At 42.5% G+C, this 19,086-nt stretch carries 27 protein-coding genes, 1 other RNA gene, 1 pseudogene and 1 riboswitch; of the genes and pseudogenes, 25 read left to right on the forward strand and 4 right to left on the reverse strand.

Annotation, left to right across the window (positions count from 1 at the left end):
* Positions 1-16: 16 nt before the first annotated feature.
* Positions 17-398, forward strand: an RNA gene (rnpB, locus tag ACQE26_RS13095) — RNase P RNA component class B.
* A 97-nt stretch (positions 399-495) separates the two neighbouring features.
* On the forward strand, positions 496-1,662 hold the full coding sequence (locus ACQE26_RS13100; protein WP_060965139.1) for a THUMP domain-containing class I SAM-dependent RNA methyltransferase: 1,167 nt from the start codon (positions 496-498) through the stop codon (positions 1,660-1,662).
* 39 nt (positions 1,663-1,701) lie between these two features.
* Here ACQE26_RS13100 and ACQE26_RS13105 read toward each other — a convergent pair whose 3' ends face one another.
* On the reverse strand, positions 1,702-1,854 hold the full coding sequence (locus tag ACQE26_RS13105; RefSeq protein ID WP_003153548.1) for a YpzG family protein: 153 nt from the start codon (positions 1,852-1,854) through the stop codon (positions 1,702-1,704).
* A 165-nt stretch (positions 1,855-2,019) separates the two neighbouring features.
* Here ACQE26_RS13105 and ACQE26_RS13110 point away from each other — a divergent pair, with 165 nt between their 5' ends.
* From ACQE26_RS13110 to pbuX, 5 genes are all read left to right on the forward strand, one after another.
* Positions 2,020-2,211 (forward strand): hypothetical protein, encoded by a 192-nt coding sequence (locus ACQE26_RS13110; RefSeq protein ID WP_438420104.1) that lies wholly within the window; start codon positions 2,020-2,022, stop codon positions 2,209-2,211.
* A 102-nt stretch (positions 2,212-2,313) separates the two neighbouring features.
* Positions 2,314-4,233, forward strand: coding sequence for an ATP-dependent DNA helicase (locus ACQE26_RS13115; protein ID WP_500469649.1), 1,920 nt, complete (start codon positions 2,314-2,316; stop codon positions 4,231-4,233).
* A gap of 119 nt (positions 4,234-4,352) precedes the next feature.
* The gene (locus tag ACQE26_RS13120; protein ID WP_500469650.1) at positions 4,353-5,855 is read left to right on the forward strand and encodes a carboxypeptidase M32; all 1,503 of its coding nucleotides are present in this window, start codon (positions 4,353-4,355) and stop codon (positions 5,853-5,855) included.
* Positions 5,856-5,983: 128 nt separating this feature from the next.
* Positions 5,984-6,083, forward strand: a riboswitch (purine riboswitch).
* Between the two features lie 98 nt (positions 6,084-6,181).
* A complete protein-coding gene (xpt, locus tag ACQE26_RS13125; protein WP_060964925.1) occupies positions 6,182-6,766 on the forward strand; it encodes a xanthine phosphoribosyltransferase in 585 nt (194 codons plus the stop codon).
* Positions 6,763-8,067 carry a xanthine permease PbuX gene (gene pbuX, locus ACQE26_RS13130; RefSeq protein ID WP_500469651.1) on the forward strand — a complete coding sequence of 435 codons (1,305 nt, stop codon included), beginning with the start codon at positions 6,763-6,765 and terminating at the stop codon, positions 8,065-8,067. Before xpt ends, pbuX begins: the two co-directional genes overlap by 4 nt.
* A 43-nt stretch (positions 8,068-8,110) precedes the next feature.
* On the opposite strand, the gene ACQE26_RS13135 is transcribed toward pbuX, so the two are convergent.
* Positions 8,111-9,307, reverse strand: a complete 1,197-nt coding sequence (locus tag ACQE26_RS13135; protein WP_500469652.1) for a site-specific integrase — start codon at positions 9,305-9,307, stop codon at positions 8,111-8,113.
* A gap of 361 nt (positions 9,308-9,668) precedes the next feature.
* Positions 9,669-10,046 carry a helix-turn-helix domain-containing protein gene (locus tag ACQE26_RS13140; RefSeq protein WP_014418220.1) on the reverse strand — a complete coding sequence of 126 codons (378 nt, stop codon included), beginning with the start codon at positions 10,044-10,046 and terminating at the stop codon, positions 9,669-9,671.
* Positions 10,047-10,198: 152 nt separating this feature from the next.
* Between ACQE26_RS13140 and ACQE26_RS13145 the strand changes: the two genes are divergently transcribed.
* The 16 genes from ACQE26_RS13145 to ACQE26_RS13220 all read left to right on the forward strand — a co-directional run bounded on the left by ACQE26_RS13145 (position 10,199) and on the right by ACQE26_RS13220 (position 17,700).
* Positions 10,199-10,417: a helix-turn-helix transcriptional regulator gene (locus ACQE26_RS13145; protein ID WP_025852635.1), complete on the forward strand. Its 219-nt coding sequence runs from the start codon at positions 10,199-10,201 to the stop codon at positions 10,415-10,417.
* Positions 10,418-10,429: 12 nt separating this feature from the next.
* Positions 10,430-10,744 (forward strand): hypothetical protein, encoded by a 315-nt coding sequence (locus ACQE26_RS13150; protein WP_032863594.1) that lies wholly within the window; start codon positions 10,430-10,432, stop codon positions 10,742-10,744.
* Positions 10,741-11,469, forward strand: coding sequence for a Rha family transcriptional regulator (locus ACQE26_RS13155; RefSeq protein ID WP_335433481.1), 729 nt, complete (start codon positions 10,741-10,743; stop codon positions 11,467-11,469). Before ACQE26_RS13150 ends, ACQE26_RS13155 begins: the two co-directional genes overlap by 4 nt.
* 57 nt (positions 11,470-11,526) lie before the next feature.
* Positions 11,527-12,099 (forward strand): helix-turn-helix domain-containing protein, encoded by a 573-nt coding sequence (locus ACQE26_RS13160; protein ID WP_168985313.1) that lies wholly within the window; start codon positions 11,527-11,529, stop codon positions 12,097-12,099.
* Positions 12,096-12,353, forward strand: coding sequence for a YqaH family protein (locus ACQE26_RS13165; protein ID WP_500469653.1), 258 nt, complete (start codon positions 12,096-12,098; stop codon positions 12,351-12,353). The genes ACQE26_RS13160 and ACQE26_RS13165 overlap by 4 nt, the downstream gene beginning before the upstream one ends.
* A complete protein-coding gene (locus tag ACQE26_RS13170) occupies positions 12,350-12,547 on the forward strand; it encodes a YqaI family protein (RefSeq protein WP_500469654.1) in 198 nt (65 codons plus the stop codon). The genes ACQE26_RS13165 and ACQE26_RS13170 overlap by 4 nt, the downstream gene beginning before the upstream one ends.
* Positions 12,548-12,648: 101 nt before the next feature.
* The gene (locus tag ACQE26_RS13175) at positions 12,649-12,837 is read left to right on the forward strand and encodes a YjzJ family protein (protein ID WP_500469655.1); all 189 of its coding nucleotides are present in this window, start codon (positions 12,649-12,651) and stop codon (positions 12,835-12,837) included.
* On the forward strand, positions 12,834-13,754 hold the full coding sequence (locus tag ACQE26_RS13180) for a hypothetical protein (protein ID WP_168985316.1): 921 nt from the start codon (positions 12,834-12,836) through the stop codon (positions 13,752-13,754). The genes ACQE26_RS13175 and ACQE26_RS13180 overlap by 4 nt, the downstream gene beginning before the upstream one ends.
* Entirely contained in the window at positions 13,678-14,511 is an 834-nt protein-coding gene (locus ACQE26_RS13185; RefSeq protein ID WP_416333014.1) for a PD-(D/E)XK nuclease-like domain-containing protein, read from the forward strand. The genes ACQE26_RS13180 and ACQE26_RS13185 overlap by 77 nt, the downstream gene beginning before the upstream one ends.
* Positions 14,512-14,708: 197 nt before the next feature.
* A complete protein-coding gene (locus tag ACQE26_RS13190; RefSeq protein ID WP_500469656.1) occupies positions 14,709-15,410 on the forward strand; it encodes a DnaD domain protein in 702 nt (233 codons plus the stop codon).
* Positions 15,295-16,242 carry an ATP-binding protein gene (locus tag ACQE26_RS13195; protein ID WP_500469657.1) on the forward strand — a complete coding sequence of 316 codons (948 nt, stop codon included), beginning with the start codon at positions 15,295-15,297 and terminating at the stop codon, positions 16,240-16,242. The genes ACQE26_RS13190 and ACQE26_RS13195 overlap by 116 nt, the downstream gene beginning before the upstream one ends.
* Entirely contained in the window at positions 16,239-16,382 is a 144-nt protein-coding gene (locus ACQE26_RS13200; RefSeq protein ID WP_173363128.1) for a hypothetical protein, read from the forward strand. Before ACQE26_RS13195 ends, ACQE26_RS13200 begins: the two co-directional genes overlap by 4 nt.
* A gap of 95 nt (positions 16,383-16,477) precedes the next feature.
* Positions 16,478-16,906 (forward strand): RusA family crossover junction endodeoxyribonuclease, encoded by a 429-nt coding sequence (locus ACQE26_RS13205; RefSeq protein WP_500469659.1) that lies wholly within the window; start codon positions 16,478-16,480, stop codon positions 16,904-16,906.
* 50 nt (positions 16,907-16,956) lie between these two features.
* On the forward strand, positions 16,957-17,121 hold the full coding sequence (locus ACQE26_RS13210) for a hypothetical protein (protein WP_500469661.1): 165 nt from the start codon (positions 16,957-16,959) through the stop codon (positions 17,119-17,121).
* Between the two features lie 82 nt (positions 17,122-17,203).
* Positions 17,204-17,407, forward strand: coding sequence for an XtrA/YqaO family protein (locus ACQE26_RS13215; RefSeq protein WP_500469663.1), 204 nt, complete (start codon positions 17,204-17,206; stop codon positions 17,405-17,407).
* A 35-nt stretch (positions 17,408-17,442) separates the two neighbouring features.
* A complete protein-coding gene (locus ACQE26_RS13220) occupies positions 17,443-17,700 on the forward strand; it encodes a hypothetical protein (RefSeq protein WP_500469665.1) in 258 nt (85 codons plus the stop codon).
* A gap of 131 nt (positions 17,701-17,831) precedes the next feature.
* On the opposite strand, the gene ACQE26_RS13225 is transcribed toward ACQE26_RS13220, so the two are convergent.
* A complete protein-coding gene (locus ACQE26_RS13225; protein WP_500469667.1) occupies positions 17,832-18,569 on the reverse strand; it encodes a hypothetical protein in 738 nt (245 codons plus the stop codon).
* A gap of 188 nt (positions 18,570-18,757) precedes the next feature.
* Between ACQE26_RS13225 and ACQE26_RS13230 the strand changes: the two are divergent.
* Together ACQE26_RS13230 and ACQE26_RS13235 are read left to right on the forward strand one after the other, a co-directional pair.
* Positions 18,758-18,891: pseudogene (locus ACQE26_RS13230) on the forward strand (hypothetical protein); the annotation flags it as partial.
* Positions 18,888-19,073 (forward strand): hypothetical protein, encoded by a 186-nt coding sequence (locus ACQE26_RS13235; RefSeq protein ID WP_088056589.1) that lies wholly within the window; start codon positions 18,888-18,890, stop codon positions 19,071-19,073. The pseudogene ACQE26_RS13230 and the gene ACQE26_RS13235, both read left to right, overlap by 4 nt.
* Positions 19,074-19,086: the final 13 nt, after the last annotated feature.

Here is a 19,086-nt window from a genome sequence, read left to right on the forward strand (position 1 = left end):
TGAACAAGTGTTCTTAACGTTCGGGTAATCGCTGCAGATCTTTGAATCTGTAGAGGAAAGTCCATGCTCGCACGGTGCTGAGATGCCCGTAGTGTTCGTGCCTAGCGAAGAAATAAGCTAGGGCAGCCTTGATAGGCTGACGGCAGGAAAAAAGCCTAAGTCTCCGGATATGGCTGAGTATCCTTGAAAGTGCCACAGTGACGAAGTCTCATCAGAAATGTTGAGAGTGGAACGCGGTAAACCCCTCGAGCGAGAAACCCAAATTTTGGTAGGGGAACCTTCTTGAAGGAACTGAACAGATAGAAGGACAGAATACTTTCTGTAGATAGATGATTGCCGCCCGAGTACGAGGTGATGAGCCGATTGCAGTACGACGGAACAAAACATGGCTTACAGAACGTTAAACATTTATTGATATGACAAATTAGAGCTCTCCTTTAAAGGGGAGCTTTTATCTTGAATGAAACGAAAGCTGAAAAGAGACAGGGTGATACGATGAAGAAGTACACACTAATCGCGACGGCGCCGATGGGAATTGAAGCGATTGTCGCCAAAGAAGTGCGTGATTTAGGGTATGAATGCAAAGTAGACAACGGAAAAGTCATTTTTGAAGGGGACGCGCTTGCGATCTGCCGCGCTAACTTATGGCTGCGGACGGCTGACCGCATCAAAGTACAGGTCGCCGAGTTTCAGGCAAAAACGTTTGATGAGCTGTTTGAAAAAACAAAAGCGATTGACTGGCGCGCATACATTCCGGAAAACGCAAAATTTCCCGTTATCGGAAAGTCCGTGAAATCAGTGCTTGCCAGTGTGCCTGACTGCCAGCGGATCGTCAAAAAGGCGATAGCGGAAAAGCTGAAACTGCAATCAAGAAACCAAAATGAATGGATTGAAGAAACGGGTCCCGAGTACAAAGTGGAGATTTCGCTTTTAAAAGATAAAGCCGTCATCACGCTGGATTCATCGGGAACAGGCCTTCATAAACGGGGATACAGGGTTGACCAGGGCGGAGCCCCGATAAAAGAAACGCTCGCTGCCGCTTTAGTTCTGTTAACGAACTGGACGCCTGACCGTCCGTTCGTCGATCCGTTTTGCGGTTCCGGTACGATAGCGATTGAAGCCGCTTTAATCGGGCAAAACATTGCGCCCGGTTTTAATCGTGATTTCGTCTCAGAAGACTGGGAATGGATCGGAAAAGAAGTGTGGGACAAGGCACGTCTTGAAGTAGAAGAAAAGGCGAATTATGATCAGCCGCTGCAGATTTTTGCAAGTGATGTGGATCATCGGATGGTCAACATCGCAAAAGAAAATGCTGAAGAAGCGGGGCTTGGAGACCTGATTGAATGCAAGCAAATGCGGGTGCAGGACTTCACGACGAAACTCGAATTCGGCGTTATCGTCGGAAATCCTCCGTACGGCGAGCGGCTCGGCGAAAAAAGAGAAGTCGAGCGGATGTATAAAGAAATGGGACGAGCATTTGAATCTCTTGATACATGGTCTATCTACATGTTAACGTCAAATGAACAATTTGAAGAGGTTTACGGAAGAAAAGCGACAAAAAAACGCAAGCTCTTTAACGGTTTTATCAAAACGGATTATTATCAGTACTGGGCTAAAGTGCGGCCGCAGCGGAAAAAGCCGCAACAAAGAGAAGACGCCTGAAACAGCGTCTTCTCCGGCATCTTTACATTTATTCTGCCATTACCAGCGGTGCGCTTTTGCATTGCTCCGTAAAATAATGTTGGTCTGGGACATTTCGGTGTGGCCGTTCACCTGTGATTTAGAGCGTTTCGGCCGCGTCCAATTGTGATGAAACAATTCAGAATGCTGATCTAATCGATCTTTATAACTCATGTAACCATCACTCCCGGATAGAATAAATTTGTGAAGATGGATATTCGATCGAATATCTGTTGTAGTTTGTGCAGGTCATGTGCCAATCATTCAGGAAGGCATGTATAGAAAGTGAAGCATCGGCATAGAATGATGATTATTTCTATTTGAGAGGTGATCTATTTTATGCTGAACAGCGAGCACTTCAGTAAGATACAAAAGGCGCTAGCCGCAACTTCTTCCCAGCTGCAGGAAGTTGGAGCGGAGTTCGATTCTTCCGCCATGACTCACGCACAGGAAGATCTTGAAAATGCAGTAAAACATACACATTCAACAGACCATCCGTTTTTATGTTTGCATATCTTTAATCGGAAATGAAAATCAAAAAACTTGGCGCGGCCAAGTTTTTTTGTTGTATTGAGAAGGGTTAAATGATATTATAGATGGTCTGAATGCCGAATAGTTAGGGGTTGGAGTTGGGTGACAACATCACGTTTGCCTTTTGCTTTAACAAAAGAAAAGAATTTTTACGAAGAATTGAACAATTGGATTGGTGACGTGTTTTACGATATCCTTCCCGAAAAAGGCTTTGACCTTCGGGATGAACAGGTATTTATGGCGTTTCAGCTTGAACGGGCATTTAAAGAAAAAAAGGTCATGTTCGCTGAGGCAGGAGTCGGTACGGGGAAAACGCTGGTGTATCTGCTGTTTGCCATCAGCTATGCCAGATATACGGGGAAACCGGCGATTATTGCATGCGCCGATGAAACGTTAATTGAACAGCTTGTCAAAAAAGAAGGCGACATATCCAAGCTGACAGAACATTTGGATTTACAGATTGATACTCGGCTGTCAAAATCCCACGAGCAGTACCTGTGTCTGAAAAAGCTTGAAAAAACGATGCAGCGTTCTGATGATGAAAAGTGGCTGGACCTTTATGAGTCGCTGCCTTCATTCGTGCACGAGTCACAAGCGATGCAGCGCTTTTATCCGTACGGAGACCGCAAGCAGTACGCTGATCTGACGAATGAAGAGTGGTCAAGCGTAAGCTATGATTCCTTCCAGGATTGTTTAACATGTGATATGAGACATAGATGCGGTTTAACACTTTCAAGAGATCATTACAGAAAATCAACGGACCTGATCGTTTGCTCCCATGATTTTTACATGGAACATGTATGGACGGAAGAATCACGCAAGAGGGAAGGGCAGCTGCCGCTTTTGCCGGATCACAGCGCCGTCGTGTTTGATGAAGGGCATCTTCTGGAATTCGCCGCGCAAAAAGCGTTAACCTATCGCGTGAAGCAATCGACGCTTGAGCTGTTTTTAGAGCGCCTGCTTCAAAATGACATCAGAGAAGAATTTGCCGAACTGATTGAAGATTCCCTTGCTGCAAACGATGAGTTTTTCTACGTGCTTTCAGAGGAATCGAAGGAAATCGCCGGTTCTCACCGATTGGACATCCAAAACGACCAGCGCGTGAAGCGTGCGGCTGATGAACTGTGCCGTCTGCTCGATAAAATCGGCGAAGCGCTCGTATTTGAATCGGAAATGTATACGATCGATAAGTACGAGCTGTCAGTCGTAGAAGAATACGTCGAACAAATGGCATATTCACTTTCACTGTATCAAAAGGACGCCATCAGCTGGCTTGAAACGCAGGATACGGACTCAACATTTGTCGTTATGCCGAGAACTGTAGCCGAAGTGCTTGGAGAAAAGGTCTTCTCTAAAAAGATCCCTTATATTTTCTCATCAGCCACTCTTTCTGAGGGCGGTTCATTTGATTATATTGCAGACAGTCTCGGAATCCGCGATCCTTTATCCTTTACTGTTGAGTCACCGTACGATTACGAGGAGCAAATGTCTGTTTCTCTTCACGGTGATATGACGTCTGAGCAGAAAACAGTCCGAACGATTGATACGATTAAGGAGAATGAAGGCCGCACCCTCGTTCTTTTCCCTTCCTTTGAAGACATGAAGGAATTTAAAGAACAGGCTGCCGCATGGGAGCTGCCGTATCCGATATATTACGAAGGTGACGAAGAGATCAGTAATCTGGTCGAAAAATTCCAGCGGGATGAAAAATCCGTGCTTTGTTCCGTCCACTTATGGGAAGGTCTTGACATTCCGGGTGACTCGCTTCGAAATGTGACCATTTGGGCATTGCCGTATCCGCCTCATGATCCCGTGTTTACCGCGAAGCGGAACGGAGCGAAAAAAGATCCGTTTGAGGAAGTTGATCTGCCGTACATGCTCTTGAGAGTCCGGCAGGGAATCGGCCGCCTGATCCGCTCCAATCAGGACAGCGGAACCATATCTATTTATGCGGGCGGAGAAAGTGAACGGGTCTTGTCCGAGATCAAAAAGGTCTTGCCTGTTACACCGAAAATCGTATAAAAACAAATGCTGCAGGATTTTTATCCTGCGGCTTTTTTAAATTCTGGAAAACCAACAAGTTGACTTTATCACAGCGTTCCATTAGCCTGTAATTGATAGTGAAAAGGGAGGGAACGGATATGGACATACATACATATGAAAAAGAGTTTTTTGATCTGTTAAAAAGAGTATCCCATTATGAAGAAGCCATTGCGCTTATGCATTGGGACTCAAGGACGGGAGCCCCGAAAAAAGGCTCCGATGACCGTGCGGAAAGCATCGGACAGCTGTCGGCTGACGTTTTTCAAATCCAGACATCCGACCGGACGAAAGAGCTGATTGACATCCTTCTCGCGCATGCAGAGGAGCTCTCTGAAGATACAGTGAAAGCGGCGGAACTGGCAAAAAAAGATTATGACCATAATAAAAAAATTCCTGAAGAAGAGTATAAAGAATATGTCATTTTGACATCAAAAGCTGAAACGGCTTGGGAGGAAGCAAGGGCGGCCTCCGATTTCTCCATGTTTGCTCCTTATCTTGAGAAGCTGATTGATTTTAATAAGCGGTTTATATCTTATTGGGGCTATGAGGATCATCCGTACAACGCATTGCTCGATATTTTCGAACCGGGTGTTACGGTAAAGGTGCTGGATCAGCTGTTTTCTGAATTGAAGGAAGCCATCATTCCCTTAGTCAAAAAAGTGACGGCATCCGGCAATAAACCGGACACTGCCTTTATAACAAAAACGTTTCCGAAAGAAAAACAAAGAGATCTCTCCTTGTACTTCTTAAAAGAGCTCGGGTATGAGTTTGACGGCGGCCGCCTGGATGAGACGGTGCATCCGTTTATGACGACAATCAACCGCGGCGATGTGCGGGTGACGACCAGATATGACGAAAACGATTTCCGCACCGCGATTTTCGGAACGATTCATGAATGCGGGCATGCAATCTACGAGCAGAATATTGACGAAGCGCTGAGCGGGACAAATTTATCTGACGGTGCATCCATGGGAATTCATGAATCCCAATCGTTATTTTATGAAAATTTTATCGGCAGAAATCAACATTTCTGGACCGCATATTATGAAAAAATGATTGAGGCTTCGCCTGATCAATTTCAAGATGTAAAAAGAGAGGATTTTGTACGCGCCGTCAACGAGGCGAAACCGTCCTTTATCCGAATTGAAGCTGATGAGCTGACATACCCGCTTCACATTATTATCCGTTATGAAATCGAAAAAGCGATTTTCAGTAATGAAGTGTCAGTGGAGGAACTGCCTGCATTGTGGAATCAAAAATATCATGATTATTTAGGTATTACGCCGCCATCTGATGCAAAAGGTATTTTGCAGGACGTTCATTGGGCTGGCGGAGATTTCGGTTATTTCCCTTCCTATGCGCTCGGATATATGTATGCGGCTCAGTTGAAGAATACCATGCTTGACGATTTGCCTGAATTTGATCAATTAATCGAACGGGGCGATTTTGAGCCGATCAAACAATGGCTGACAGAAAAGGTTCATCAGCACGGAAGACGCAAACTGCCGCTTGACATTATTAAAGATGCAACGGGAGAAGAGCTGAACGTTCAATACCTCATTGAGTATCTTGTCGGCAAATATTCGAATTTATTTCTATAAACGAAACACCCGGTATACACCGGGTGTTTTTCTAAACCAAAAAGACGAATAATAGAGATTAATTATTCGAAAAAGTTCGTGATTATTAAAATTTCTCTATGCAAAATAAGCGGGTCTTGTTATAATTTGATTAATATCATACGAACACTCATATAATCGCGTGGATATGGCACGCAAGTTTCTACCGGTCACCGTAAATGTCCGACTATGAGTGAGCAATGGAACGGATTTTATTCGGCCGTTACGTGTAGACATTCGGCATTGCTTGCTCTTTTTATTGAGAGCGGGCAATGCTTTTTTATTTTCTATAAGCGGGGGTAATCATTGTGGAAGCATTAAAACGAAAAATAGAAGAAGACGGAATCGTTCTTTCTGACCAAGTGCTGAAAGTTGATTCTTTTTTAAACCATCAAATTGATCCGGTTCTTATGCAGCAGATCGGCCGGGAATTTGCGCGCCGTTTTGAAAAAGACGGTATCACAAAAATCGTCACAATTGAATCTTCGGGCATTGCGCCTGCGGTGATGGCCGGCCTTGAACTCGGCGTTCCCGTCATTTTTGCGAGAAAAAGGAAGTCTCTCACGTTAACGGATGATCTGCTGACGGCGTCCGTTTATTCTTTTACGAAAAAAACAGAAAGTCAGATTGCCGTCTCAGGCAGTCATCTTTCTAAAGATGACCGCGTGTTAATCATTGACGACTTTTTAGCGAACGGACAGGCGGCAGAAGGGCTTTTATCCATCGTAAAACAAGCGGGCGCAGCGGTTTGCGGGATCGGCATTGTCATTGAGAAGTCATTTCAGCCGGGAAGAGACGGGCTTGTGAAAAAAGGATGCCGTGTCGAATCACTGGCGAGAATTCAATCGCTTAAAGACGGAAAAGTGACATTTGTACAGGAGGTCCGTTCATGAAAAACAGCTATGCCAAAACTCTTTCCCTCGGTATCCAGCATGTCCTTGCCATGTATGCCGGCGCCGTTGTCGTTCCCTTAATTGTAGGAGCGGCGCTGGGACTGAATGCAGAACAGCTGACATATCTCGTTTCAATTGACATTTTTATGTGCGGGGCGGCTACGCTGCTTCAAGTATGGAGGAATAAATGTTTCGGCATCGGCCTGCCCGTTGTGCTCGGCTGTACGTTTACAGCTGTGGCGCCGATTATTTCCATCGGCAAGGAATACGGGATTTCTGCCATTTACGGGAGCATTTTGGCATCGGGTCTGCTTGTCATTCTGCTGTCTTTTTTCTTCGGCAAGCTTGTCGCATTTTTTCCGCCCGTTGTAACCGGATCTGTCGTCACGATTATCGGGATGACCTTGATGCCGGTTGCAATGAATCATATTGCCGGCGGGGAAGGCAGCAAGGATTTCGGTGATCCGGCTAACCTTGCCCTCGGATTTACGGTGCTTGTCATCATCGTGCTGCTTTATCGGTTTACAAAAGGATTTATGAAATCCATTTCGATTTTAATCGGCATTGTCATCGGGACGGCCATCGCTTATTTTATGGGCAAAGTGCAATTTGACAATGTGGCGAACGCTGACGCAATTCAAATGATTAAACCGTTTTACTTTGGGACGCCGACATTTCATGCGGCACCGATTATTACGATGTCCATCGTTGCCATTGTCAGCCTTGTGGAATCAACCGGCGTCTATTTCGCTTTAGGTGATCTGACAAACCGGCGCCTGTCAGAACGTGATTTAGCAAAAGGCTACCGCGCTGAAGGCCTTGCGGTATTCATCAGCGGCATTTTCAACGCATTTCCGTACACGGCCTATTCCCAAAACGTCGGCCTCGTGCAGCTGACGGGAATTAAGAAAAACGCGGTCATCGGTGTTACGGGCGCACTTTTAATGCTTTTCGGTCTTTTTCCGAAAATCGCAGCTTTCACGACCATCATCCCATCTTCGGTACTGGGCGGAGCGATGGTGGCCATGTTCGGTATGGTCATTTCCTACGGCATTAAAATGCTCAGCCAAATTGACTTCAAAAAGCAGGAAAATCTTCTGATCGTCGCGTGTTCCGTCGGATTGGGACTCGGCGTAACCGTCGTTCCCGATATGTTTAAACACCTGCCGTCTTACTTAAATCTTTTGACCACAAACGGAATCGTCGCCGGCAGCTTTACCGCCGTCCTTTTGAATATTGTTTATAATATGATTCCTAAAACGAAAGAAACCCTTGATGTGACAAGGGTTCAAGAGGGTTAGTCATCCGTTTTTCTTAAAAAAATAACATTTTAATAACATTTCTTTATGAAATCCCGAGATCGAGGATGCTTCCGAAAGTTTGCTGAACTTTTTGCGAGGCATCCTCTTTCATTTTATTTGTTACGTGGGTATAGATTTTCATTGTTGTTTTCACATCATCGTGGCCGACTCTTTTCATCACGGTCGCAATATCGACACCTGCTTCAGCTAACATACTGATATGTGAGTGTCTGAATATGTGAGGAGTCGCATGTTTTTTTATGGATGTTTTTTTTAGAATTCTTTCCATCCGATATATGATGCTTTTTGGCAGGTAAGGGTACCCGTTTTCTCTTGCGAAAATAAAGTTTTCATTATGGTACTCAGATAATTTTGTTTGTGATTGCAAATGCATCTTTTTCACTTTCGTTTTATATGCTTTCAGCATGGCTATAATTTGATCGTCTATAGCAATTGTCCGAATTGATCCAGGTGTTTTGGGAGGAGTTAATTCATACTCTCTCATGTTATTACTTTCTGAATAAATGGTTTTAGTTATTCGGAGTTCTTTTGTTTCGAAATTGATGTCAGACCATTTGAGAGCACATAACTCCCCGGATCGCATACCTGAAAAAGCAAGTAAATAAAATCGTTCCAGATCCATGTGTAAACCGTAATTTTTAACTGCTAAAAGAAATTCCTCGATCTCCGATTTTTCGAGGTATTTTTCAGCTATGTTGTTATTTTCAATTTCTTCAACGGTTATTCTTTTTTTAGGCACTATAGCATCTGCAATAGGATTGCTTTTGAGAAACTTTACTTTAACAGCATACTTAAATATCATGCCTGCTGTCGTATGTACTCCATTCATAGTGCTTTGTGAATACCCTTGTTCTGCTAGTTTGTTAAGTATTTTTTGATACTGTCTCAAGGTTATTTTATTGATGATAGATTTGGCAATGTAGGCATTTAATATTTTTATCTCTTCTCGTCTGATTCGGACAGTGTTCTTTTTCTTCCCTGTTAACATATACTCTTCCAGCCATTCGGCTGCGACTTGATCAAAAGTTACCTTTTTCACTCTTGATTCATCGATGCCATCTTCATTTAAAGCTGCTATTGCATCACGGACTCTTTGCTCGGCTTCTTTTTTTGTTTTACCCCGCCGCGGAATTTGCTTTCGTTTGCCGGTGACTGGGTCACGAGGGCCTTCTCCAACTGCTAACCACTTTTTACCCTTGATTAATTCTTTGGTATACATTCTTTCACCTCTTAGATTAAGTATAGGAGTTGTTATAAATACAAATGAAATTAATAAGTAGGGGAGGAGGTTGATGCATTCTGGAAAAGAACTTATGTTCTGGTGTTTTGTTTAAAGAAAAGCCCTACAAGGGCTAATCAAAATTTAAAAAACAGGACTTTTCTCAACGACTCGATTTTTGCTGATGAGATTCCGTTCAAGTCCGGATCAGTTTCAGATGAGAATAAGATTGAAAACCCTTGAACCATAAGGGATTAGGAACATGGTGAAATTATCCTTTCGGATCGGATTCATTTGTATTTCGGTTCAAGTTCCGATCTTATTAGTAAACAGAAATAACTTAATAAACAATAAAGAATAATTACTTTTCCTCTTTTTTGTTTTTGAAATTCTCTGCAATCATTTTTTCAATCCCATCAAGTCGCCTTAGAGCATCTGCAAGATATTTATCTTTTTCATCCTCCGTCATCAGTTCCTGTCCTTCGACATTATCAAAACGAACATCATTCTGCTTACGGAGTTCTTTAGCTTTATCTTGGTAGTACTCTTGACCTCTTAACAAGTAATCTGTAGAGACTTCAAAGAAATCAGCTATTTTAACTAATGTTTCATAGTCTGGCTGTCTATGGCCTCTTTCATAATTAGCATATGTGCCCCTGTGAACGCCAACCTTTTCAGCCATTTGTTCTTGTGTTAACTTCTTGCCTTTACGGAGTTGAATTAACCGGTCTTTAAACATAATTTCACCTCATTCATTAAACATTATAACGTGTCGAAATGAAACAAATAAAGTTTTGTGTCAAAACGACGAAAAAGTTATTGACATTGTTTCTAATGGACGATATCATAAAAACAAATGATTCGTTTCGACGCAAATAGGGGGTGAATCTATTGAGGAAATGGTTGATAGACATCCGTGGAGACAAAAGCCAACAGGAAACAGCTGAGGAAATTGGTATCTCTAGAGGTGCTTACGCGAACATTGAATTAGGAAAGAGAAATCCTTCAGTAAAACTAGCAAAGAGAATTGCTAACAACTTTGATGTCGATTGGACGCTTTTTTTTGAAGAAAATGTCGTCGTTTCGAAACAAAAATCAAACACAGCATAGGAGGTACCAAATATGTTTACCATGCAATACGACGATAACTTCATTGATCAAATTGCAGCAAAAATTGCTGATAGGGCAACAGATATGTTGGTTGAGCGGCTAGGGGCGTTGAATGAGCTTCCTCACATCTTAACCAGAGAAGAAGCGATGAAAGTACTCAGATGCGGCCAAACAAAAATGTCTGAACTCATGTCGCGACCTGATTTCCCGGTAAATGATGAGTTCGGCAAGAAAATTCCAACCCAGCTGCTTTTTAAATGGATTGAAAGAAATACCCGTTGGGTGGAGGAAAATACCCAGTATTTCCGTAAGGGGGCAACCGCATGAATCAACTTGTTTTTATTGAAGGCGATCAAGTTGTAACTGATAGCCTGACTGTTGCTGAGGTATTCGGAAAGCGTCATGATCATGTTTTACGTGATATTAAAAACCTTGATTCTAGTAAAGAATTTAATCTCCACAATTTTGGGGAGGTTGAATATAAGGACAATAGGAATCGCACTTATAAAAAATATCTCATCAAGCGTGACGGTCTTACATTCTTAGTTTTTGGTTACACAGGTGCAAAGGCAGCGCTGTTTAAAGAAAAGTATATTTCGGAGTTTAACCGAATGGAAAATGAGCTTCAGAAACTAAAGCAGCCGTCTTATATGATTGATGATCCAGTCAGCCGAGCAAAGCGATGGATCACCGAACAGGAAGAACGGCAACAGCTTGAACAAACATTGAGGATTCAGGAGCCGTTGGTCAGTTTTGCTGAATCGTGTATGGCGTCTGAAAAATCCCTTCTTGTCAGAGAGGTTGCAAAACTTGCATCAAAACAAGGCATTGTTATTGGTGAGAGGCAGTTGTTTCAGAAATTACGAGATTGGAAGATGATCTTTTCCAACAAAAATGAACCTTATCAAGAATATGTGAACCGCGGTTACTTTGAAGTAGCACAGGGAGTTCGAGAAGTAAGCGGAAAGTCAAAAACGTGGCTCACAATGAAGATTACACCAAAGGGACAAGCCTACATCATTAACAAATTGAAAAAGCAACTGGCAAGTTAGTATTTTCATTACTTAAATTTTACCAGTAAAAAACTGAATATATCAGGAGGCAAACATATGGAGAACAACCCATACAATTTGCGAAATTTACCGCAGATTATGCGTAGTGTCCGAAAATCGGCGGGCCTTGCACAGTATCAAATCGGTAATTTAATTGGGGGAAAGGATCAACGATATGTTTCTGATGTGGAAAATGGCTTTAGCAAACTCACTCCTGAACTATGCATTAAGTGGTTTGAAGTATGTGAAGCCTATGAACATATTGATCTCGTGCATTATCTTTTCCGTCTGCACCCAACAGCGGCTGCGCCCATTGATCCTGCATTAAATGAAAGTGCAAGTGCCGCGGTAATCAATATGGTCCATCAGTTGGAAGAGGCCTTGGAAGCAACAAAACATCTAGCCCGTTGGCTGGCAAGTGACAGGCCGGGTAGGAGGGCAGGGGAACTGCCAATGGGTGATATTAAACAGATTTTCGATCTTATCCCGGCAAACAAGACACTCATTTATTCACTAGCCCGCGGACACGGTTTAAAGATACAAGAACTTGCTGATAGGTGGACAAGAAAAGCGCTAGTTGATCAAGTAGCAATGGCAAAACATGAGGAGAGGCAGGCAATTACGATATGAACAACAATCAATTTCTTACATCAGATTTAGAAGCTGCTAAACGGAAAGTGGATTCAGCAGAAGAATTGGCGATTATGCTATGTGAGGCCTTGCGTGATGGTGATTACGAAGAGGCCATTAGCTTAGCCGGAAGCATAAAAGTTTTGACGGAGGATATTAACCGGTTAGCAAACAAAGACCGTTTGTACGATGTAGCTATGAAAATGCAGCAGCGAGGTATTAATTTAACTGTAATAAGCAGGTGCTCGCAATGAACATTGAAAATTCAATGGTTTTGAACAACTGGCACGATAAAACGTCAGAACCTGAAATGAAAAAGGATTTTTTTGGGGACATCATAATGCCAACAGATGATTATGTAATCGACAGCGGCGAGGTAATTTTGAGGGATAATCTTGAACGGTACTTAAAGGAGCAGCTTGGTTTTGAATTTCAAACAGCGCAATAAAAAAGCCCACTCGGCAAAGTGGACTTCGTAAGGCGTTTTGAAATATTGATTGGAATCTAATTATATCAAAACGCCTCATAGAAAACAATGGAGGTTTATAAATGGAAAAATCAATTACAGTGTCATTCAGCGACCGGGCGGACGATCAGGAACGTTTAAGTCAGGTTGGCGGTTCAATTACATTTGACAAGTATGGCCGTCCTGTATTCAGTTTTCCGTCAATGGACGCATATCGAGAATGGCAGAGGCGCGGCACAGAAGCTTTTTTGAGAGAGGTGGCAGCAAAATGAATGGATTGTCTCAGGTAGATTACTCAGATTATATGCCTGCACCTCAACAGGCAACCAACGTGACTACCGAAGCTATGGTCAGTCGCCAAGCTCAAGAGGTACAGGCTGCTATGGTCATCGCTAAGAAATTCCCGCGGGATGTATACGCGGCATTCGATCGAATTAAGAAAGCATGTGAACGGAGACTGTTGGCCGAGAACGCGGTGTACGAATATCCGCGAGGCGGTTCAAAAGTATCCGGGCCTTCTATACGTCTTGCTGAAGCGTTGGCGCAGAACTGGGGGAACATTGATTACGGGATTATGGAATTGGAACAGAAGGCAGGAGAATCGTCTGTCATGGCTTATGCCTGGGACCTTGAAACGAATACCCGTCAAACCAAGATTTTCACGGTTAAGCATGAACGGAAAGCGCGCGGTGCTATTACAAAGCTTGATGATCCAAGGGATATTTATGAAATGGTTGCCAATCAAGGCGCGCGCCGGTTGCGTGCCTGCATACTTGGAGTAATTCCAGGCGATATCGTAGATGCTGCGGTTGATATGTGTCAGCAAACATTAATCAGCGGTCATAAAGAACCTTTGGAGGATCGACTCAGAAACGCTTTATCTCTATTCAAAAAAGAGTTTGGCGTTACTAAAGAAATGATTCAGGAATACATCGGTAGTGATGTTGATGCCTTCACAGAACAAGACTTTTTGAAGATCGGGCGCATCTATACCTCTCTGCGTGACGGCATGGCAAAGAAAGAGGATTACTTCAATATCAAGGCCACAGGCGCGACTAAGTCAAAGGCTGAAGAAGAATTTAAAAAGCAAAAAGAGCAAGTTGGGAAGGCAGATGAAAAAAAGAAAAAGGCTGGTGATCCTGCTGATGAGGACGATTCCGGCGCTAAACAAGGAGAATTACTATTCTAACGAGATTGATAGATATTACATGTCAAATTCTCAATATAAGAGCTTTCTGCAATGCGAGGCGGCAACAATGGCCAAAATTAACGGTGAATGGGTGCCGCCGGGTTCAGAGGCTCTACTCTTCGGTCAATATGTTCATGCCTGGCTTGAAGGGAAACAGGTATTTGATGAATTCAAGAGCAACACGCCATCACTTTTTACACAAAAAGGCCAGCTGTACAAGCAATATCAGTTAGCTGATCTGATGATTGAGGCGATTCAACATGACGAACTCTGTATGTTCGTTCTGCAAGGAGCAAAGGAAGTTATCGTAACGGCTGAACTTTTCGGCGTTCCGTGGAAAGGCAAGCTGGACGTATATAACCCGGCCGGCAGCCGTTTTGCAGATCTGAAAACAACCCGTTCACTTCGAGAAAAGGTGTGGAATCCGGAAATAGGCTATTGCTCGTTTGTCGAAGCATACGGATACATCGGACAGATGGCGCTCTACGCAGAAATGGAAAGGCGTATGACTGGGCGTAACGAGTGGCTTGAACCTCTTATCGTGGGGGTGTCTAAAGAGGATCCGCCGGATAAGGCAGTCATCAATATCGATAAGGGCCGAATGGAAGTAGAGCTTGAAGAAATTGAGCAGCGTATGGGTCGTATCCTGCAAGTGAAACACGGCGGCGAAAAGCCGGAGCGGTGTGAGAGATGCAAATATTGCCGTGCAACAAATCAGTTAAACAGTATCATTCATTTCTCGGAGCTGATCAGCTGATGGAAAAGGATTTAATTAAGGTTCCGATTCCGCATTGTTATCACTGGCTGGTTAAGACAGTAAGGCGTGATATGAGGAAGGGCTTATATATACGGTATGTAACGGACTATCTGAAGACAAATGAACCATCTTTAGAATTAACAGATATTGATTTTAAGGCTCTAACAGCAGTGTGTAAAAGGAAGTAGGTGAGCGATATGGATACGCAAGGATTAGGATATGTCATTTTACCCCGCCTGCCATTTAAAGATTCACGGGATGAGACAATATACGATCATTTATTCAAACGGGCAGAGTATAGAACGGATCAGGATTTAGGGCTCGGTCAGACAATCATTAAGCTTGTGGAATTAGCAAAGCGTTTTAATTGGTCATCCGATCAGATCAAATACTCGTTAGACAGAATGGTCAAGCAGGAGTATTTAAAACTGGACAGGTTGCCGCAAAAACGCGGCTTTATTGTTACAGTTCTGAATTACGCGGATTACATACAGCTTGGCAATTACAACAAGAAGAAGGACCTTGTCCAAGTGTCGGAAGAAAGAAAGGAAGTTGATGAAAAAGTGAAAAATGTCTTTGAATTATTCGAGAACAAAGTCGCCCGTACTATCGGACCAATTGAAGCTCAGCGAATTGGCTATATGGTTGAAGATTACGGCGAGGAGAAGGTCATGGAGGCTATGAAACAGGCTTTCAGGAACAAGGGCAGCAAGGTTGGTTTAAATTACATTGAAGCAGTTCTATCAAATCCGTTTACGCAGAAGAGAAAGGAGAAAAAACAGCATGATAGCTCACAAAACACAAAGTACGGACATGGCAATGGCGGGCATTCTCAAAAAACTACGGGACAGGTCAGCCCAATTTTCAGCGGAACAGGCCGTCTCAGAAAAAAAGGTTGAATATGATTGCCTTGACTGCAAGGACAAAGGAATCATTGTTTATCGGGTTCACCAAGATACTGAACGGCAGCTGAGAAAAGAACAAAAAACAATGGAGAGTCTTAACGCTGATCAAATGGTGAGGGAAGAGGATTACCTAGCAGGAAAAGTGTGCTTACCGGATAAGGCCCGGGAATGGAAAACCACATTTTCAAAGCAATGCGAGTGTGTAAAACGAAAAAAGATCGCGCGGCTTATGAAGGCCAGCGGCATTACGGAGGAATTTGAAATGCTTTTATTCGGTAATTTCATTACAGACGGCAAGCCTGACATGATTAAAGAAGCATATGAGTGCGCTATGGAATACTTTAAGGATTTTCAAAAAGTTAAAGGAGAACGTTCGAACAGCATCGCCCTCCTTGGGCAGCCTGGCAGCGGAAAAACGCACCTATTAACGGCAATTATGAACAACCTTATTAAGAAAAAATCTGTTTACTGCATGTATTTTCCTTACGTTGAAGGGATGGGGAATTTAAGAGATAACTTTGACCAACTAGAGTCCAAGCTTGATGCAATGAGAAAAGCGGACGTTCTATTCATCGACGATTTATTTAAACCAGTAAAGGGAGAACCGCGGGCCACAGATTGGCGGGTTGAGCAGATCCAATCGGTTGTTAATTATCGCTACCTGAACCACAAGCCACTGCTGATTTCATCAGAATTAGATACAGCAGCATTATTAGATATAGACGAAGCGCTCGGATCTCGGATCCATCAGATGTGCCGTAATTATACGGTAATCATCAAGGGAGACCGAATGCAATTAAATCATAGGTTAGGAGAATGGGAATGAGCTTAAAAACGAACGTTCAAGGATCCGGAGGGATTTATATGTTCGGCCCGGCTGAACAGACAGGCGGACAGGATCTCACACCGGTGATTAGGATCCTGGAGGAGAAAATAAGGCAAATGGAGCTGGTGAGAAGTGCTTAAAGCAGTTGCTGCGCTGCCAGTTATATTACTGACTGCACCTTACAAGGAAAAGCAGATCAAGCAATGGGAACAGATTGACGGGAGGTAAAAGGCTGTTGAGTTCTATTCAATTTATTGTTTACGGAGAGCCGATCGCCCAAGGACGGCCGCGGGGATCCATTCAAAACGGAAAGGTTAGAATGTACGATCCTGTAAAGTCAAAAAATTTTAAGCAGTACGTGGCACTGGTTGCGTCTCAGCATCGACCGAAGCAGGTTATTGTTGGTCCTGTCGCAATGGAAGTCAGAGTATTCAGACCGATGCCGAAAGCTGTATCCGGATCCAAGAGGAAAAAGGAGAATGCTGAAAAAGGACTTTTACGCCCTGTAACAAAGCCGGACGTCGATAACTATGTAAAAGGTGTCAAAGACGCTTTAAATCATCTGATATACAAGGATGATAGTCAGGTAGTCGATTTGAAGGTCAGTAAGTTTTACAGTGAAGAGCCGCGGGTGGAAGTCATTATAACTGAGATTGTGTCATGACAGGTAGCTTTTCTATGGATCCTAAATTAAATAATCAGGAGGTCAACTACATGCAAGAAAACAACAATAATCCTTATGTGCCAGGGCTGGTGAAGGAATGGAAGAGGACGCCGGAAGAACTAGCAGCATATGTCGAAAAACATCCAATCATATACCGAGAGGAACTAAAGCCGTCTCCAGCGTTCACAATGAGCGGCTGGGAGAACCCCTATTAAGGGCATAAAAAAACACCGAAGCTTATGCCTCAGTGCTTATGATTCGAATTGGTACTTCTATCATAGCACAGGAGGAGTCTAGGTGTACAACCCCCAAGAAATTAAAAATCATGAAGGAAGTATTCAGCAAAGTATGAAGCCTGGGAAAATTCGTATCATCGTTTTAGATGGTACTGAAGGAACAGCGCATGTATTGGATGTCCCAGAGCACGGAAAGACCATCATCCAAACATCAAAAGGCAGCTTTGCACGAGTCGATCACGAAATAGGGTTCAAGGTGAAATAAAACGAATGATATTATTCAGCAAAGGGGTTTTTGAATTGATGCCATTACAAGTCAAATTACAACGTGTCGTCAAAGCAACGAAAGATGAAGCGATGACCGTCGAACAGGCAGCAGAATATTTGAAAGTTCCCAAACAATATATACCGGTCCTTGTAGCGCGTTCAGATGATTTAAAGATGATTGGTGATGAAACAATTATTGCAAAACGGGATAAAATGAATGGTTTGTTGGTCGGTGCAGGCGTGTCGCTCTTCTTCTTTGCTATCTCTGTGCTACCGGGATTGTTGGGGTGAGACAGCGTAGTTGTTCAGGGCGAATCTCCCTGAACGCTGTGTAAGTGAATATATGACCAATTTCACAAGGTTAAAGGGATCTGTCCTTTCTGGCCACAATGTACTTGAAACGGAAGAGAGTTGGGGAAAGTTTAGACCCAAATAACATCCTTTTTTAATTCATCCACAATGTATTCTTTTTTCATGTAATCCATTTTACCTAAAAGAATATGAGCTCTTAGATAATAAACAAACTCATCCTTTTCAGATGGATTAACGCTAATTTTAAAATTTTCAGCTTTATCATGGTGAGTAGCGCTAAAATCAATCTTAGGGTTTTTATCAAAAATGTATTTAGATCTAACAAAATTATAGGAGTTACTGTTTTTAAATCCAAATTCTATCTCGCTATAAATTGCAAAAAAGGCAACTTTAGATTCCAATACTAAAATAAATGCATTTACTAAATCAAAATACACTTCGATTTCTTCAATCTTTGGAATTTTATAATGATGCTCCATTTTGTTCCTTATGTAATTTAATCTTTGAATTGAAGATGATTCAATTACCCCTGCATTTTTTAAAAAAAACATCTTTTGATCAAAGCTTAAATTCTTCTTTTTAATTAAATTATATAGATCTATTTGATAAAAGAATGTATCAAGCTGGCAATCTAATGCTCTTTTCAAATGAGACAGACAATTAATAATATTTATAAGGTTGTTATCATTTTTATTTAAATTGTCTAATTCAGTCTTTGCGAATCTTAGAAAATCTCTAGGGAATAAGTCGAAAGTTGGTTGTTTGGGAAAGTAACCTGAACCTCCTTCAATAAACATAGTATTGATGTTATCTATAAGTAAATCTCTTAACAATTTTATTTTATTCATCATTAACTCCTGACAACAATGTAATAAAGGAAATATACAACACAGCCAAAAAATTGTAAATGCCTTGAAGGGTTGAAGTTAAATAAGTCCAAGACGGAAAGCCTGCGGACACTGATCATTGCACAGAATCACTGTGCTCTGATTGGTGTCCGTTTTTTATTTGAGCGGAGGGATGACATGAAGCAGAAAAAGAAAAGCCCAATAAAAACACGCAGGAGCGCTCAGATCGTTTCTGGCAACAAATGATGAACACTACACGCAAACACTCAGACGAGACAAGAGCGGCGCACTTAAATGCAAAAGAAGGGGAGTTTTAGGATGAAATACGGATTCGCTTATAAGCACGGAAAGCTTGTAAATATCTTTTGCGGCAGAGAAGAACTCTATAACGAGTTGAAAACCTTCTTGGTCAAAACCTTCAACTTAAGAGTTTCAGAGGTATCTAGACGCCAATATATTGCTGAACAAAAAAATAATAATTGGAACGATACATATTCATTTTGAGGCAAAGGAATGA

It is taken from the genome of Bacillus sp. 5RYD7K, assembly GCF_059831465.1.

Excerpts from the sequence above, each read along its gene's own strand:
- ACQE26_RS13175 (WP_500469655.1), top strand. The coding sequence starts at position 12,649 with ATGGAAAAATCAATTACAGTGTCATTCAGCGACCGGGCGGACGATCAG.
- ACQE26_RS13100 (WP_060965139.1), top strand. The coding sequence starts at position 496 with ATGAAGAAGTACACACTAATCGCGACGGCGCCGATGGGAATTGAAGCG.
- ACQE26_RS13180 (WP_168985316.1), top strand. The coding sequence starts at position 12,834 with ATGAATGGATTGTCTCAGGTAGATTACTCAGATTATATGCCTGCACCT.
- ACQE26_RS13170 (WP_500469654.1), top strand. The coding sequence starts at position 12,350 with ATGAACATTGAAAATTCAATGGTTTTGAACAACTGGCACGATAAAACG.
- ACQE26_RS13105 (WP_003153548.1), bottom strand. The coding sequence starts at position 1,854 with ATGAGTTATAAAGATCGATTAGATCAGCATTCTGAATTGTTTCATCAC.
- ACQE26_RS13185 (WP_416333014.1), top strand. The coding sequence starts at position 13,678 with ATGAAAAAAAGAAAAAGGCTGGTGATCCTGCTGATGAGGACGATTCCG.
- ACQE26_RS13150 (WP_032863594.1), top strand. The coding sequence starts at position 10,430 with ATGTTTACCATGCAATACGACGATAACTTCATTGATCAAATTGCAGCA.
- ACQE26_RS13160 (WP_168985313.1), top strand. The coding sequence starts at position 11,527 with ATGGAGAACAACCCATACAATTTGCGAAATTTACCGCAGATTATGCGT.
- ACQE26_RS13210 (WP_500469661.1), top strand. The coding sequence starts at position 16,957 with ATGCAAGAAAACAACAATAATCCTTATGTGCCAGGGCTGGTGAAGGAA.
- ACQE26_RS13140 (WP_014418220.1), bottom strand. The coding sequence starts at position 10,046 with ATGTTTAAAGACCGGTTAATTCAACTCCGTAAAGGCAAGAAGTTAACA.
- ACQE26_RS13200 (WP_173363128.1), top strand. The coding sequence starts at position 16,239 with ATGAGCTTAAAAACGAACGTTCAAGGATCCGGAGGGATTTATATGTTC.
- ACQE26_RS13165 (WP_500469653.1), top strand. The coding sequence starts at position 12,096 with ATGAACAACAATCAATTTCTTACATCAGATTTAGAAGCTGCTAAACGG.
- ACQE26_RS13225 (WP_500469667.1), bottom strand. The coding sequence starts at position 18,569 with ATGAATAAAATAAAATTGTTAAGAGATTTACTTATAGATAACATCAAT.
- ACQE26_RS13195 (WP_500469657.1), top strand. The coding sequence starts at position 15,295 with ATGATAGCTCACAAAACACAAAGTACGGACATGGCAATGGCGGGCATT.
- ACQE26_RS13155 (WP_335433481.1), top strand. The coding sequence starts at position 10,741 with ATGAATCAACTTGTTTTTATTGAAGGCGATCAAGTTGTAACTGATAGC.
- ACQE26_RS13135 (WP_500469652.1), bottom strand. The coding sequence starts at position 9,307 with ATGTATACCAAAGAATTAATCAAGGGTAAAAAGTGGTTAGCAGTTGGA.
- ACQE26_RS13190 (WP_500469656.1), top strand. The coding sequence starts at position 14,709 with ATGGATACGCAAGGATTAGGATATGTCATTTTACCCCGCCTGCCATTT.
- ACQE26_RS13120 (WP_500469650.1), top strand. The coding sequence starts at position 4,353 with ATGGACATACATACATATGAAAAAGAGTTTTTTGATCTGTTAAAAAGA.
- pbuX (WP_500469651.1), top strand. The coding sequence starts at position 6,763 with ATGAAAAACAGCTATGCCAAAACTCTTTCCCTCGGTATCCAGCATGTC.
- ACQE26_RS13235 (WP_088056589.1), top strand. The coding sequence starts at position 18,888 with ATGAAATACGGATTCGCTTATAAGCACGGAAAGCTTGTAAATATCTTT.
- ACQE26_RS13110 (WP_438420104.1), top strand. The coding sequence starts at position 2,020 with ATGCTGAACAGCGAGCACTTCAGTAAGATACAAAAGGCGCTAGCCGCA.